The organism is Noviherbaspirillum sp. UKPF54, assembly GCF_007874125.1.
Taxonomy (GTDB): domain Bacteria; phylum Pseudomonadota; class Gammaproteobacteria; order Burkholderiales; family Burkholderiaceae_D; genus Noviherbaspirillum.
In genome coordinates, this window is the sequence record NZ_CP040128.1 from 3,229,103 (window position 1) to 3,243,697 (window position 14,595).

Sequence of the window (14,595 nt, forward strand, 5' to 3'; positions counted from 1 at the left end):
CTAACGAGGTGCCTCGACGTGCACCGCATCGACATGCGTGTGCGGACGGTCGCCGCGCAGATAAGAAGGCGCGACTTCTTCCAGCGCGGTCGGCTCGATGCCGAGCGTGTCCCGCATCGAGGTCGCGGCCACGTTATCGACCTTCATGGAATCGAGATTGTCGCGGCCCATCAGGGGCTGGGCCGACGCATGTTCGAGCAGCGTCGCTTCCAGGCGCGCCAGTGAATCGGGCAGCGCGACCACCGGGCGAGGATGGCCGGAGAATTCGCCGGCAAGCCGGACCAGTTCACGCAGCGTATACACTTTCGGCCCCGCCAGCTCGAACACCCGGCCGGCGGTGGTCTTGTCGTTGAGCGCGTGGACGAATGCCTGCGCCACATCCTCGACGAACACCGGCTGGAACCTGGCGTCGGCCGCCGCCACCGGCAGCACGGGGAAGCGCTTCGCCAGCGAGGCGAACAGATTGAGGAAATGATCGCGTTCGCCGAACACCACCGAGGGGCGGAATATCGTGACGCCGACCGCCGGATTGGACAATGCCGCCTCCTCGCCGTCCGCCTTGGAGCGCAGGTACATCGAGGGCGCGTTCCGGTCCGCACCCAGCGCGCTCATGTGCAGATAGCGCGGCACGCCGTGGCGCGCACATGCCGCCACGATCTTGCGCGGCAGGTCCACGTGCGCCCTGGCGAATTCCGGGCCGTAGCGCTCGCCGGACTGGGCCCGCGAGTCGTGCAGGATGCCCACCAGGTTAATCACGGCATCGTTGCCCGGGATCAGTCGGTCGAGCGCCGCCTCGTCATGCACGTCGGCCTCGACCACATCGTCCATCGACGGCACCAGCAGCAGATCCTTGGCGCGGTCGTAATGGCGCGTCGGAACGATCGCGCGCCAGTCGGTCAGCGCGAGCTTGGCGATGATATGGCTGCCGATGAAACCGGAACCGCCGACGACCAGAACGGAATGGAATGCCATGATTACGCTCCTCGTGAATGCCTTGCATTCATCATAGGATCAATTGATGCGGGATGCGAGGGCGAAACGGGAATGGCTGACCGTTACAGTAGGGAATTCCCGTAATGGTCAGCATGGCTGGACGTAGTGGAAGAGCAGCCGCCCGGCGGCGGCATGCAAGGTGTGACGCGCGCCGCTTATGGCAGGTCGCTGGCGACGAATCCCTTGGGCGCGACGGTGCCCAGGCGCGCCTTGAGCGATTGCGGCTTGCTCTCGAACAGCGCCGCGTAGTAGGTCGCGTTCGACAGCACCTTCTTCACGTAGTCGCGCGTTTCATTGAACGGAATCGATTCCGCGAAGATCGCGCCTTCCACGGCGCGGGTAAGCGTCGAGCGCCAGGCGCGCGGACGTCCCGGCCCGGCGTTGTAGGCGGCGGTTGCCATTGCCTGTGAGCCATCCAGATCGCTGAGCACCATGTTCAGGTAATTCGTGCCGAGCAGGATATTAGTATTGATGTCATTCATTTGCGAATTCGCGAAACCGGCCAGCCCGATCTTGCGCGCCACGAATTGCGCGGTGGCCGGCATCACCTGCATCAAGCCGGAAGCGCCGACGTGCGAGCGCGCATGCTGGACGAAACGCGACTCCTGCCGGATCAGCCCGTACACCCAGGCCATGTCGAGGCCGAGCTTTTGCGTGGTCGCCAGCATCACGTCCTGGAACGGCGACGGGAAACGCTGGGTGAAATCGACTTCCGACTTGGTGCGGTCCGAGGTATTGACCATCCGGTCGAGCACATTCTTCTGGCGCGCGAATTCGGCTGCGGCAAGGTGTTGCCGCTCATTCATCTTGCGCAGCTCCCAGTTCCACTCGCGGTAGCCTTCGAAGCGCATCTCCAGCTCGAAGAATTTCAGCGCGCGGCGAAAGCCCTGGTTCTCGGCCATCGGCGCCAGTTCTTCCGCCGTCACTGGTTGCGCGCGCGGCGGAATCGTGACCTTCTGGTCCAGTTCCTCCAGCGCGAGCTGGCCGTAGAAGTTGGTCTGATCGGCAATCGAGCGGAACAGTTTTTGCGCCTCGTCCTTCTTGCCTTCCGCCACATAGGCGCGCCCCAGCCAGTAAATCCAGGTCGAGTCCTTGGCGAGGGAGCGCGGCATTGCCTCGATCGTCGTGCGCACCAGTTTCCAGTCGCCGGCGCGCAGCGCCGCGCGCACCTTCCACTGATAGCCTTCGTTCGACAGCGGCGCTTCGCCGGTGCGGCGCCAGTAGACTGTTGCATCGGGAGCCAGCTTGACGGACGACTGCAAGGCGATCTGCGCCCAGGCGAGCTCAGCCTCTTCCGGCTTGAGCCGGTCCGCGGCCGACACCAGCGCGTCGACGGCGCGGTCCGGATTGGCCTTGGCGGCGCGACCGAGCGCGACGATGAAGACTTCATGCGCGGCGCGGTTGCCCCCGGGGCCGCGCGCAACCACCTTTTCCGGCTTGTCGAGCGCCTGCAGCAATGCGCTTTCGCCGGCGTCGGTCAGGGGCGCAAGCCGCCTGATCGTCCCGGCATAGCCCGATTCGGCCACCAGCCGGATCTGCGCCCAGACATCGTCGGCGGAGAATTGATTGGACTGCGCCAGCGTCGCAATCAGCGCCGGACAGGCCTCGCCGTAGTTTTGCGGCGCCACCAGCACCGAGCGGGCGTCGTCCGCCACGTTCTGCCCCTTGAGGGCCTTCGACATCAGCGCATAGCACTTGACCTGCGTGTCGTCGTTGAGCACGAATTGCGGATACTGCTCGTCGAACAGCGCCCAGTTGCGCGCGCGCCCCAGTTCGAGCAGCCAGTCGTTGCGCAGGCGGTCGGCGATGGCCTGGCCGTCGTAGCGCGCCAGGAAGTCGCGGATTTCCTGTTCCGGCGCGCTGTTGATGCGCGGCTTGAGCCGGAAATAATCGACATAGGACGGAATGGCGTAATTGCCCAGACGGGCCGCATAATCGGCGGTGCGTGCCGCATCGTTATTGCGCGCCGCTTCGCGCAGCGCGAGAAATACGTCATCGTCGCTGACAAAACTGGCAAGACGCGCATGCGCCGTCGGCACCAGCAGAACCGCCGACGCGGTCGCAAGCGCGACACCGCCAATCCATCTCATCGGGAACATCAAATTACCGCCTTCTCGAACACTGAAACCATATTTTGTAGGATAGCATGTGATGCCACGAAATTTGCGCCGACCTCATGCCTAACAACACCTTGGATAAAGCCGCCCTGCGACGCGTGTTGCTCGCGAACAGACAAGCAATCGCCGCAGAAGTTCGGCAGCAATGGGATGCCGCCATCGGCGCGCGCATGCTCGCTTGGTGGAATGCCAATCCGGTGGGCAGCCTCGGCGTCTACTGGCCGATCCGCAACGAGCCAGACCTGCGCGGGTTGTACCAGGACTTGGCGCGCCAGGGCGTGCGACTGGCGCTGCCGGTGGTGACGGCGCGCGACGCGCCATTACGCTTTCTCGGCTGGCAGCCGGGCGATGCTCTGGTCAGGGATGGGTTCGGCGCGATGGTGCCGCAGGAGACGGCCGATGAAGTCAAGCCGGACGCACTGCTGATACCTTGCGTCGGATTCAATCCCGGCAATTTCCGTCTTGGCTATGGCGGCGGCTTCTACGACCGCACGCTGGCGGTCATGCCGCGCCCGCTCGCCGTCGGGATAGCTTATGAATGCTGCCGCGCCGAATTCGATGTCGATACGTTCGACATTGCGCTGGATGTGATGATCACCGAACAATCGCCGGTGGAGGGCGAGCCGCGACACGCTTGAGAGCGAGTCGCGGCAGCGGATGCGTCAGCCGCAGGGTGTCAACGCGAGGAACCATTCAGGCGACGGCAGATTTCCGTCGTCGCGGCAGCCTGGTTGAGGGTATAAAAATGCAGCCCCGGAGTGCCGCCGGCGAGCAGCCGTTCGCACAGTGCCGTGACCACATCCAGCCCGAACGCCTTGATCGACGCGGTATCGTCGCCGAAGCTCGCCAGCTTCAGGCGAATCCAGCGCGGAATTTCGGCGCCGCACATGTCGGAAAACCGCATCAGCTGCGAGTAATTCGTGATCGGCATGATGCCGGCCACGATCGGCACCGTCACGCCGGCCTTGCGCGCTTCCTCGACAAAACGGAAGTAGGCATCGGCATTGTAGAAATACTGCGTGATCGCCGCGTTCGCGCCAGCCTGCACCTTGCGCGCGAAGCTTTGCACGTCGTCCTGCGGTGAGCGCGCCTGCGGATGCATTTCCGGATAAGCCGCCACTTCGATGTGGAACCAGTCGCCGGTTTCAGCGCGGATGAACTCGACCAGCTCGTTGGCATAGCGCAGCTCGCCGGAAGCACCATAACCGCTCGGCAGGTCGCCGCGCAAGGCGACGAGGCGTCGGATGCCGTTGGCCTTGTATTCATTCAGGACCGCGCGCAGGCTGTCGCGCGAGCTGCCGATGCAAGACAGGTGCGGAGCGGCTTCATGGCCTTCGCGTTTGATCTCGAGTACGGTTTCGAGCGTACCTTTTTGGGTCGAACCGCCTGCGCCGAACGTCACTGAAAAATATTTCGGTTTCAGCTCCGCCAGCCTGGCGCGCGCGGCACGCAGCTTTTCCACGCCTTCCGGTGTCTTGGGCGGGAAAAACTCAATGCTGAAGTTCTGTTGTGTCATGTCATTTCAATATTAGGGAAGACAGCGCCCACGAAATCAGGCTGTACAGGATCGCTCCGCCGAAGGCCGACCAGAATCCGGTCACATGGAAACCGCTGACGAAATTGGCCACCAGCCAGAACAGCAGGGCATTGATCACGAAGATGAACAACCCCAGCGTCAACACTGTGACGGGCAGCGTCAGCAGCACCAGGAGGGGGCGGATCAGCACGTTGACCAGGCCCAGGATCAGCGCGGCGACAAGGGCGGCGCCAAAGCTCTCGACCCGGATCGACTGCATCAGGTAAGGCAAAGCAAACAACGCGGCGGCATTGATCAGCCAGGTTACGAGCAAACGCATTTTCGCCTCCGATCTTCGGACAATCCGGGCTGGCCGCTGCGCGGCCCGCCCGCCTTACTTCGTGCCTTGCCCCTTCAGGCGAAGGGGCGGCCGGCCATCTTAGTAACGATAGTGATCCGCCTTGTACGGCCCGGTCTTCTGGACACCGATGTACGCCGCCTGCTCGTCGGTCAGCTCGGTCAGCTGCGCGTTGAGCTTCTTCAACTGCAAGCGCGCGACCTTTTCGTCCAAGTGCTTAGGCAGGGTGTATACGCCGACCGGATAGGCAGCGGTATTGGTAAACAGCTCGATTTGCGCGATGGTCTGGTTGGCGAACGACGAACTCATCACGTAGGACGGATGGCCGGTGGCGCAGCCGAGGTTGACCAGGCGGCCTTCGGCCAGCAGGATGATGCGCTTACCGTTCGGGAAAATCACGTGGTCGACCTGCGGCTTGATGTTTTCCCAGGTGTACTGGCGCAGCGCCGCGACTTCGATCTCGTTGTCGAAGTGGCCGATGTTGCAGACAATCGCCTGGTCCTTCATGCGCTTCATGTGCTCGTGCGTGATCACATGGTAGTTGCCGGTGCAGGTGACGAAGATGTCGCCGTGCTCCGCTGCATATTCCATGGTCACGACGCGATAGCCCTCCATCGCTGCCTGCAGCGCGCAGATCGGGTCGATCTCGGTGACCCATACTTGTGCGGACAATGCGCGCAGCGCCTGCGCCGAGCCCTTGCCCACGTCACCGTAGCCGCATACCACGGCGACCTTGCCGGCGACCATGACGTCGGTGGCGCGCTTGATGCCGTCCACCAGCGATTCGCGGCAGCCGTACAGGTTGTCGAATTTCGACTTGGTGACCGAGTCGTTGACGTTAATCGCCGGGAAGGCGAGCTTGCCTTCCTTGTGCATCTGGTACAGGCGATGCACGCCGGTCGTGGTTTCTTCTGTGACGCCCTTGATCTGCGCCAGGCGGGTCGAGTACCAGGCCGGATCGATTGCGAGCTGTTTCTTGATCGCGTTGAACAGGCAGACCGCTTCGTCCGAATCCGGATTGGCCAGCACGCTGCTGTCCTTCTCGGCGCGGGCGCCCAGATGCAGCAGCAGCGTGGCGTCGCCGCCGTCGTCGAGAATCATGTTGGAATAGCCGCCGTCCGGCCACTCGAAGATGCGATGCGTGAAGTCCCAGTATTCGTCGAGCGATTCGCCCTTGAACGCGAACACCGGCGTGCCGTTCGCGGCGATGGCGGCGGCGGCATGGTCCTGCGTCGAATAGATGTTGCAGGAGGCCCAGCGCACTTGCGCGCCCAGCGCTTCGAGCGTCTGGATCAGCACCGCGGTCTGGATCGTCATGTGCAGCGAACCGGTGATGCGCGCGCCTTTCAGCGGCTGCGACGCGGCGTATTCCTCGCGAATCGCCATCAGGCCGGGCATTTCGGTTTCGGCGATCCGGATCTCCTTGCGGCCCCAATCGGCCAGGGAAAGATCAGCGACGAAGAAGTCTTGGGATGTGGTGGATGTCGAGATAACGGCGCTCATCACGCCCTCCTTTCCAGAAAAAGATAGAAAAAAGTAACGTGAGCGCCGTTGCGAAAAAGAATCCAAGCCTGACACGGCTACATAAATGTATAAGTAAGCCGTGCTGCAACGCTCCTTGGAACGGGAATTATACCGCAGTTAAAACGTTGAAAATCCCAACGTGCGTCAACGAACTGCTTTCGCCACCCCGCCCTGCCGCGGCGATGCATCGGCTTCCTGGGCCACCTGCGTTCGTTGCGGCACATTGCGCGCGATCCAGCCGAGCATGTCGAACCAGATGCGCTTCACCTCGGCTTGTGGCGGCATCGCCAGCGCGTTGGGCAATTCGATCGTAATCACGGGGACGTTCTTGTGCACGCCGCTATAGTTGCCCAGAGATCCGGGGTAAACGCCGACCGGGCTGAGATGCAGGCGCCCGAAACGGCGCGGCGCCGGCGCCGGACCATCGAAATCGAGCACGCCGAACGGCGCATGCACCGAGATGATGACATGCGGTCGGAAACGCTCCATTTCCTCGTTCAGCCAGCGGGTTTCGGGTTCGGACAACGGCGCCGCGCCGGGAAAGCGGCGCGGGTCGCTGCGTGTCACCCTTGTCCAGTAGCGCGGCGCGTCGTTCTTCCAGCCGGGGGTCGGGAAATTGCGGTTCAGGTCGACGCCGTTGGCGTTGACACGCTGCGGCTTGGGCGCGAGCAGACCATCCGGGTTCACCACCGGCGCAACCTCCCATTCGAAGTTACGTGCCGGTGCATTCTGCATCCACTGCATCCACTGGAACACAATGGCTGCCGCCGTGAGTTCGTCACCGTGAATGCCACCCAACAGCAGCACGCGCACCGCTTCCTTGCGAGGGCCACTGCTTTGGGCCGCCGGAATAACGCGCTTCAGGATGGGGAACCCCTTCTGAGACAGCGCGCCAGTCGGTTTTAGCGCACTTTGCTGACAATCTGCCAAGGAGACATCCGGCAGACGGTCGCTCAGGCGCTTGCACCAGTCGCCCGACTGCGGCGCCACGGCATTGCCGCCAAAGGCGGACAGACACCATGCCATTCCGATTATTGCAGTAGTGCAACGAAGTAGTCGCACGATGAAATCAACCTCTTACGCAGCACTTGCCGCAGAAAAACTCTATATTACTAATCGCACGCAACAAATGCTACGGGGCGCCTCGTTCGGGAGGCGCCCCGTCGTTTTTTATGCAACGCAAGCGCTATTACAGTCCAGCCGCCGCGCGCAGCGCCTGGGCCTTGTCGGTGCGTTCCCAGCTGAATTCCGGCTCTTCGCGACCGAAATGGCCGTACGCGGCAGTCTTGCCATAGATCGGACGCAACAGATCCAGCATCTGCACGATGCCTTTCGGGCGCAAGTCGAACAATTCCTGCACCAGCATGGCCAGATGCTCGTCGCTCACCTTGCCAGTGCCGAAGGTCGTCACCATCACCGAAGTCGGCTTGGCGATGCCGATTGCATAAGAAACTTGGATCTGGCAGCGCTTGGCCAGGCCCGCCGCCACGATATTCTTCGCGACATAACGGCCGGCGTAGGCTGCGGAACGGTCGACCTTGGACGGATCCTTGCCGGAGAATGCGCCGCCGCCGTGCGGTGCCGCGCCGCCGTAGGTGTCGACAATGATCTTGCGTCCGGTCAGGCCGCAATCGCCTTGCGGGCCACCGATCACGAAACGGCCGGTCGGATTGATCAGGTAGCGCGGATTCTTCATCCACTCCTGCGGCAGCACCGGCTTGATGATCTCCTCGATGGCCGCTTCCTCGATCGCCTTGTGCGTCATGTCCGGGCTGTGCTGGGTGGACAGTACGATGGTATCGATCGCCACCGGCACGCCGTCAACATAGCGCAGCGTCACCTGGGACTTGGCATCCGGGCGCAGCCACGGCAGGCGGCCGTCCTTGCGCAGCTGCGACTGGCGCTCGACGATGCGGTGCGCGTAGTAGATCGCGGCCGGCATCAGTTCCGGCGTCTCGTCGCAGGCATAGCCGAACATCAGACCCTGGTCGCCCGCGCCCTGATCCAGATCCAGCCCCTTGCCCTCGTCGACGCCCTGCGCGATATCCGGCGACTGCTTGTCATAGGCCACCAGCACCGCGCAGCTCTTGTAGTCGATGCCGTAGTCGGCATTGTCGTAACCGATGCGCTTGATGGTATCGCGCGCAACGCCGATGTAATCGACATTGGCGTGCGTGGTGATTTCGCCGGCGAGCACGACCAGGCCGGTATTGCACAGCGTTTCGGCGGCGACGCGCGCCTTCGGGTCTTGTGTCAGGATGGCGTCGAGGATCGCGTCGGAAATCTGATCGGCGACTTTGTCGGGATGACCTTCAGAAACGGATTCCGAGGTGAAGAGGTATTCATTTGCCATCGCAGGCTCCTTTAAAGATTGTTGTCGACCTTGTCGCGGCCAACTCAATGAGCCTGCGACGCTTTAGCGAAATTTGTAAGCCGCCTCGCAAGTTGTCTGATTAACTCGGCGGAAGAATTCGGTGCGAGAACAAGGACTGCCGGCGCACCAATATGCTATTTTACGCGTCTGGAAAAAAACCTCAAATTTTCTCGTTGCGTTTTTGATGCTCGTCACTCTCTTTCGCCTGCTTTCGGTATTGCCATTGCCGATGTTGCATGCAATCGGTTCCCTGCTTGGCTGGCTGGTCTACCTCGCATCGCCCTCCTATCGGCATAGACTGAAAGACAACATTTTGCGCGCCGGATTTCCGGGTGCGCTGCACCAGGCGATCGCCGAAGCCGGCAAAAACATCCTTGAACTGCCCTTCATTTGGTGCGCGTCGCCGCAGCGCGTGCTTGGCAGTGCAAAAATCGAGAATTGGGAAATCGTGCAAGCGGCACTCGACGCGAAGCGCGGCATCGTTTTCTTGACGCCGCATCTGGGCTGCTTTGAAATCACCGCGCAGTACGTCGCGACCAAGACGCCGCTGACCGTGATGTACCGTCCGCCGCGCAAGCAGGCCTTAAAGCCGCTGATCGAAGGCGCCCGCGCCCGCGGCGACTTGCGGCTGGCGCCGGCCACTCTGGCCGGCGTGCGCACTTTGTTGAAGACCCTCAGGAGCGGCGGGCCGATCGGCGTGCTGCCGGACCAGGTGCCGCAAAACGGCGAAGGCGTCTGGGCCGACTTCTTTGGCAAGCCGGCCTATACCATGACGCTACCGGCCAAGATGCAGCAAATGAGCGGCGCGCCGATCATCCTGGTCTATGCGGAACGCCTGCCGTTTGGGCGCGGCTACCTGATCCGCTTCGTTCCGTTCGATGAGCCGCTGGGCGACACGCCGCAGCAGCAGGCGCGCGCGATCAACGCCGCGATGGAACGCCTGATCGCGCGCTGTCCGGCCCAGTACTTCTGGAGCTACAACCGCTACAAGACGCCGCCGGGCGTGGCCGAGCCGTCCGCGCCGAAGGAAACCGCATGAGACTGCTGCTGGGCTTGATGTGGCTGCTGCACTGGCTGCCCCTGCCGCTGTTGGGCCGTCTCGGGGAAGCGATCGGCTCGCTGCTGTTCATCGCGGTGCGCTCGCGCCGCCGCATCACCCTGACCAATCTGCGCCTGTGCCTGCCGCACCTGCCGGAAGATCAGCGCCGCATGATCGCAAAACGCCACTTCCAGGCCTATGCGCGCAGCATATTGGAGCGCGCGGTATTGTGGTGGGCGCCGGCGGAGCGCCTGAAACGCCTGATCGTGATTGAACCCGAACTGCCGCTGGACGCGATGCGCACGGGCCCGACCATCCTGCTCTGTCCACATTTCGTCAGCCTGGATGTCGCAGCCGTTGCAATCACGCTGGAAACTTCCGGCTGCACGATCTATGCGGAGCAGAAAAACAAGGTGTTCGACGAGGCGCTGCGCAAGGGCCGCTCGCGCTTTCACCCGGTGCGCCTGTTTTCCCGCCCCGACGGCATCAAGCCGATCATCCGCGCGATGCGCGAAGGCCTGCCCTTCTTCATGCTGCCGGACATGGACTTCGGGTCAAAGGATGCGGAATTCGTCCCCTTCTTCGGCATTCCGGCAGCCACCCTGACGGCGACCGCTCGCTTGGCGGCGGCTACCGGCGCCAAGGTGATCCCGGTGATAGCGACCTTCCTGCCGGAATACCGCGGCTGGAAAGTGCAGTTTTATCCGGCGTGGGAAAATTATCCAGGCCCGGACATGATCGAGGCGACGCGCCGCATGAATGCATTCATCGAAGAGCGCGTGCGGGAAGCGCCGGCTGAGTATTTCTGGGCGCATAAGCGCTTCAAGACCCGGCCGCCGGGCGAGCCGGGATTTTATTGATTTCTATAATCGACGCATGAAACTCAAATTCACCAAGATGCATGGCGCCGGCAACGACTTCGTCGTGATCGACGGGATCAACCAGCAGATCGACTTCACACCGGCGCAATGGCAGCAGCTGGCTGACCGCCGTTTCGGCGTGGGCGCCGACCAGATGCTGGTGGTCGAAAAGCCGCAATCAGCGGACGTCGATTTCCGCTACCGCATCTACAACGCCGACGGTGGCGAGGTCGAGCAATGCGGCAACGGCTCGCGCGCGTTCGTCAAATTCGTCACCGACAAGGGCCTCACCGACAAGCGCACGATCAGGGTGGAAACCATGTCGGGCGTAATCGAGCCGCGACTGGAAGCCGACGGCAGCATTACGGTGGACATGGGCGCGCCGGTGCTGGAACCAGAGCGCGTACCGTTCAACGCGACCGGCTTGCAGGGAAGGCGCGAAGGCGACGACCTGCTCTGGCCACTCGACGTCAATGGCAAGACTGACTGGTTCTCCGTGGTTTCGATGGGCAATCCGCATGCCGTGCAGGTCGTCGACGATGCGCAGGCTGCCGCCGTGGAATTGGACGGCCCGGCAATCGAGCATCATCTGCGCTTCCCCAGGCGGGTCAACGCCGGCTTCATGCAGATCGTCGATCGTCACAGCATCCGGTTGAGGGTATTCGAGCGCGGTGCGGGCGAAACACTTGCCTGCGGCACCGGCGCCTGCGCTGCCGTTGTCGCCGGCATCCGGCGCGGCCTGCTGGACTCGCCAGTGAAGGTGGCAACGCGCGGCGGAGAGTTGTCGATCGCCTGGGCCGGCCCGGGCAATTCGGTCATGCTGACGGGTCCTGCAGTCAGCGTATTCGAAGGCGAAATAGAGCTGTGACGCTCAGTCGCCAAGCAATGTCTTGAGCCGGTACAGCCGCTGACGGTAATTGCCTTCGGGCCCGTCCGGCCCGCAATCGAGCTGCTCGAACAAGCGCGCCACACGATCGAGCAGTTTGCGCTCTTCCGCCGTCTGCACCAGAATCAGCCTGCGCTTGCTATGCGGATGGTGCGCCCGGATATCGACGACCAGGCAATGCCCGCAGTCCGCCGCCGGGAGATCGATCAGCAATGCCTCGCTGCGCGCCAGCCCGAACAAGGCTGCCAGTTCGATGCGCGCGGCAAGCAACGGGTACAGGTCGGCTCCATCATGCGTCAATTGCTGCATCGCTGCCTTGGCCCAGGCAGCTGGCGTTGCACGTACGGCAACTTGGTCAAGCAGGCGGCGCGCCTCCTCGATTCCTTGCGAAACAGCTTTTTGCAGCCAGTAAGCGGCACGCACGTCGTTGCCTTCATGATGCCTGCGCGCACGCCAGGCGCCGCTGCCAAGCTCCAGTTGCGCGATGCCATGCCCGGCCTGCGCGGCCTTTTCCAGGTAGCGCTGCGCCTCGGCCAAGTTACGCTGCGAGCATTCCGGTTTCAGGTAGATACGCGACAGGGCATACCATGCGTTGACCGCCCCCTGCTCGGCAGCCAGCGACAACCAGCGGATCGCCTTTTTGTAATTGGCCAGGCCAGAGATGGAGGACAGGCGACGGCCGCTTTCATCCATCCGGGCGTACCACAGCCCCAGCGCGCACTGCGCCTCGCGATCGCCCTGCTGCGCAACGATTTCCCAGAAGCGCACCGCCTCGGCGGGATCGCAGGTTCCTCCTCGATACAGTGCGTGGGCACAGCGCGACAGCAGATCGAGGTCGCGCACCTCCCATTGCCGGCTGCTCTCGGCATGCTGATCCGCCAGACGGCGCGCCAGCGGCAAGGCCCATTGCAGAAATGCCGCGTAATCTGCCGTGGCCCAAGCATGATCGGCTAGCGCGTACTGCGCCTGCACGACGCCGCTCCTTGCCGCGCGCTGCGCCCATTCCAACATTGCTTCATTATCGGCGGGAGACGCCGCCTGCACTGCCGCGCTGGTGCCATGCTGGCCAATGTGTTGCGCCAGCAACCACTGCGCCTCGGCGATGCCCGCCTGCGCCGCTTCCTGTAATGCCCGCAGCGCCTTCTGTCGCATTGCGTCGCTGACGACGCCGCTGGCTTGCCCCAGCAACAGCTTGGCCAACACCAATCCGGCTTGCGCCACGCCGGCATCGAATGCGCGCTCGTACCAGACGCACAGCTTGGACGGTTCGCTGACCTGCTGAACGGTTTCGAAGGGAACATGGCTGCCTATAAGCAGCCATGCATCTTTTTCATTTTGCTGTGCGGCACGGTCAAGCCAGTACAGGGCCGTCGGCAAGCTCTTGGGCAGACCGGCCCCGCCAAACAAATAGCGCTCACCCAGCTTCAGCTGCGCGGAAGCTTGGCCTGCACGCGCCGCGCGAATAATCAGCAACTCTTCACGATTGGCCATGATTTCATCGTCATCATTTCGTTGGATCTAATCCAGTATTTCGTACAACGCGACGATATTGGCTGCGCCACATCAAGAGCCTGCAGGGATCGGCGAAGAAGCGGGCGGATATGAAGTAATTGCGCAACATAGAAGCAGCGCAGGCCGGACGCATAATCGATGCGCTAATTTTGTATCCACAAATCAACGTGACAAAAAAGCCACATACCTGCCTCGTACGAGGGCTTTCGGTCAACTCCTGCCCGTGATGTTGACGATTTCAGCTCGCTTGCTGTACTGAACTTGTAATGTGAGCTTGTCCGACATGCACGGATTTTTCACCAAACCTTTTTCAATGAGGGATAAAACGATGAAAAAATCATTAATCGCACTCGCGGTCCTGAGCTCGCTTGCCGGCACGGCGTTTGCCCAAACCAACATTACTGTATATGGCGTTGTCGACGCGGGCGTTGTTTACGATAACAATGGCGCAGGCCGCAACTGGAAACTGGACAGTGGCAATCAGTCGGGAAGCCGTATCGGCTTCAAGGGAACTGAAGACTTGGGCGGTGGACTGTCCGCGCTTTTCAATCTGGAAAACGGCTTTAATACCGACAATGGCACGCTGGCCCAAAGCAATGCCACAACGACGCGCCTGTTCGGCCGCCAAGCTTGGGTTGGTTTGAAGGGCGGCTTCGGTTCCGTCAAGCTGGGCCGTCAACTCAGCCCGCTGTATGTCGCAATGGATCAGGTCGACCCGTTCCGCATTGGATTGGCCGGTAACGCACAAAAAGCGTTCGGCTACGGCTTGTACAACACCGATCCGTTCCTGCGCGTCGACAACACGCTCAGCTATTCCCTGCCTGATATGAGTGGCGTGACCGGCACGGTCAGTTATAGTTTCGGCGAAGCCCCCGGTGCCTTTGCCGATGGTCGTACCGCTGGCGTCGGACTGGGCTACGCGAACGGCCCGATCAATGTCCAATTCGCCTACCAGCGATCGAACACGGTAGCATTGGCCGGTTCGCAAGCGACGGCCTTTGCCGCTACCGGCGCCACACCTGATCTGCGTACCGCCCTGCTCGGCGGCTATTACGATTTCGGCGTGGCGAAAGCGCACCTGGCCTATGGCGACACCAAGATCGACGGCCCCACGTCCCTGAAAAACCGCAACTGGCTGGTCGGCGTTTCCGCTCCGGTCGGCGGCGCGGGTACGGTCATGGCATCCTGGAATCGCAATGACATCAGGGATATCACTGGCGGCAAATCCAACCAATATGCCATCGGTTACAGCCACGCGCTGTCCAAGCGCACCAACCTGTACACCTCGATCGGCTATACAAGGAACGACAGCAATGTGCGCCTGAATGCCGCAACCAACGGCGATAGCGATCGCCTGTTCAACATCGGCGTCCGTCACCTGTTCTGATCTCGGCCTTGCCGTCACTGGCCGCCGCA

Annotated in this window: 13 protein-coding genes and 1 riboswitch; of the genes, 5 read left to right on the top strand and 8 right to left on the bottom strand. The window is 62.2% G+C overall.

The features are described 5' to 3' along the window. Both FAY22_RS14840 and FAY22_RS14845 read right to left on the bottom strand, forming a co-directional pair. On the bottom strand, positions 1–972 hold the full coding sequence (locus FAY22_RS14840) for a complex I NDUFA9 subunit family protein (RefSeq protein ID WP_146330926.1): 972 nt from the start codon (positions 970–972) through the stop codon (positions 1–3). Between the two features lie 176 nt (positions 973–1,148). Continuing rightward, entirely contained in the window at positions 1,149–3,092 is a 1,944-nt protein-coding gene (locus FAY22_RS14845; protein ID WP_146330927.1) for a lytic transglycosylase domain-containing protein, read from the bottom strand. A gap of 77 nt (positions 3,093–3,169) precedes the next feature. On the opposite strand from FAY22_RS14845, the gene FAY22_RS14850 reads away from it, so the two are divergent. Further along, positions 3,170–3,748, top strand: coding sequence for a 5-formyltetrahydrofolate cyclo-ligase (locus tag FAY22_RS14850; protein WP_146330928.1), 579 nt, complete (start codon positions 3,170–3,172; stop codon positions 3,746–3,748). Between the two features lie 38 nt (positions 3,749–3,786). On the opposite strand, the gene metF is transcribed toward FAY22_RS14850, so the two are convergent. The 5 genes from metF to metK form a co-directional block, all read right to left on the bottom strand. Continuing rightward, the gene (gene metF, locus FAY22_RS14855; RefSeq protein ID WP_146330929.1) at positions 3,787–4,626 is read right to left on the bottom strand and encodes a methylenetetrahydrofolate reductase [NAD(P)H]; all 840 of its coding nucleotides are present in this window, start codon (positions 4,624–4,626) and stop codon (positions 3,787–3,789) included. 1 nt (position 4,627) lies between these two features. After that, positions 4,628–4,966 carry a phage holin family protein gene (locus FAY22_RS14860; protein WP_146330930.1) on the bottom strand — a complete coding sequence of 113 codons (339 nt, stop codon included), beginning with the start codon at positions 4,964–4,966 and terminating at the stop codon, positions 4,628–4,630. Positions 4,967–5,065: 99 nt separating this feature from the next. After that, entirely contained in the window at positions 5,066–6,487 is a 1,422-nt protein-coding gene (ahcY, locus tag FAY22_RS14865; RefSeq protein WP_371417299.1) for an adenosylhomocysteinase, read from the bottom strand. Positions 6,488–6,520: 33 nt separating this feature from the next. Next, positions 6,521–6,610: riboswitch (S-adenosyl-L-homocysteine riboswitch) on the bottom strand. 42 nt (positions 6,611–6,652) lie between these two features. After that, positions 6,653–7,534, bottom strand: a complete 882-nt coding sequence (locus FAY22_RS14870) for a M14 family zinc carboxypeptidase (RefSeq protein ID WP_146330932.1) — start codon at positions 7,532–7,534, stop codon at positions 6,653–6,655. Between the two features lie 163 nt (positions 7,535–7,697). Continuing rightward, the gene (metK, locus tag FAY22_RS14875; RefSeq protein ID WP_146330933.1) at positions 7,698–8,861 is read right to left on the bottom strand and encodes a methionine adenosyltransferase; all 1,164 of its coding nucleotides are present in this window, start codon (positions 8,859–8,861) and stop codon (positions 7,698–7,700) included. A 205-nt stretch (positions 8,862–9,066) separates the two neighbouring features. Here metK and FAY22_RS14880 point away from each other — a divergent pair, with 205 nt between their 5' ends. From FAY22_RS14880 to dapF, 3 genes are read left to right on the top strand one after another with little or no spacing between them, the layout of a single operon-like run. Further along, on the top strand, positions 9,067–9,921 hold the full coding sequence (locus tag FAY22_RS14880; RefSeq protein WP_146330934.1) for a lysophospholipid acyltransferase family protein: 855 nt from the start codon (positions 9,067–9,069) through the stop codon (positions 9,919–9,921). Then, positions 9,918–10,781, top strand: a complete 864-nt coding sequence (locus tag FAY22_RS14885) for a lipid A biosynthesis acyltransferase (RefSeq protein WP_146330935.1) — start codon at positions 9,918–9,920, stop codon at positions 10,779–10,781. Before FAY22_RS14880 ends, FAY22_RS14885 begins: the two co-directional genes overlap by 4 nt. A 16-nt stretch (positions 10,782–10,797) precedes the next feature. Beyond that, complete coding sequence (gene dapF, locus FAY22_RS14890; RefSeq protein ID WP_146330936.1) at positions 10,798–11,649, top strand: diaminopimelate epimerase; 852 nt, start codon at positions 10,798–10,800, stop codon at positions 11,647–11,649. Positions 11,650–11,652: 3 nt separating this feature from the next. On the opposite strand, the gene FAY22_RS14895 is transcribed toward dapF, so the two are convergent. Next, positions 11,653–13,158, bottom strand: coding sequence for a tetratricopeptide repeat protein (locus FAY22_RS14895; RefSeq protein ID WP_146330937.1), 1,506 nt, complete (start codon positions 13,156–13,158; stop codon positions 11,653–11,655). A 304-nt stretch (positions 13,159–13,462) separates the two neighbouring features. Between FAY22_RS14895 and FAY22_RS14900 the strand changes: the two genes are divergently transcribed. Further along, complete coding sequence (locus FAY22_RS14900) at positions 13,463–14,566, top strand: porin (RefSeq protein WP_246860523.1); 1,104 nt, start codon at positions 13,463–13,465, stop codon at positions 14,564–14,566. The last annotated feature ends 29 nt before the right edge of the window (positions 14,567–14,595 follow it).

Coding starts and splice junctions, on each gene's coding strand:
- FAY22_RS14840 (WP_146330926.1), bottom strand. CDS start 972: ATGGCATTCCATTCCGTTCTGGTCGTCGGCGGTTCCGGTTTCATCGGC.
- FAY22_RS14845 (WP_146330927.1), bottom strand. CDS start 3,092: ATGTTCCCGATGAGATGGATTGGCGGTGTCGCGCTTGCGACCGCGTCG.
- FAY22_RS14850 (WP_146330928.1), top strand. CDS start 3,170: ATGCCTAACAACACCTTGGATAAAGCCGCCCTGCGACGCGTGTTGCTC.
- metF (WP_146330929.1), bottom strand. CDS start 4,626: ATGACACAACAGAACTTCAGCATTGAGTTTTTCCCGCCCAAGACACCG.
- FAY22_RS14860 (WP_146330930.1), bottom strand. CDS start 4,966: ATGCGTTTGCTCGTAACCTGGCTGATCAATGCCGCCGCGTTGTTTGCT.
- ahcY (WP_371417299.1), bottom strand. CDS start 6,487: ATGAGCGCCGTTATCTCGACATCCACCACATCCCAAGACTTCTTCGTC.
- FAY22_RS14870 (WP_146330932.1), bottom strand. CDS start 7,534: ATGGCATGGTGTCTGTCCGCCTTTGGCGGCAATGCCGTGGCGCCGCAG.
- metK (WP_146330933.1), bottom strand. CDS start 8,861: ATGGCAAATGAATACCTCTTCACCTCGGAATCCGTTTCTGAAGGTCAT.
- FAY22_RS14880 (WP_146330934.1), top strand. CDS start 9,067: ATGCTCGTCACTCTCTTTCGCCTGCTTTCGGTATTGCCATTGCCGATG.
- FAY22_RS14885 (WP_146330935.1), top strand. CDS start 9,918: ATGAGACTGCTGCTGGGCTTGATGTGGCTGCTGCACTGGCTGCCCCTG.
- dapF (WP_146330936.1), top strand. CDS start 10,798: ATGAAACTCAAATTCACCAAGATGCATGGCGCCGGCAACGACTTCGTC.
- FAY22_RS14895 (WP_146330937.1), bottom strand. CDS start 13,158: ATGGCCAATCGTGAAGAGTTGCTGATTATTCGCGCGGCGCGTGCAGGC.
- FAY22_RS14900 (WP_246860523.1), top strand. CDS start 13,463: ATGCACGGATTTTTCACCAAACCTTTTTCAATGAGGGATAAAACGATG.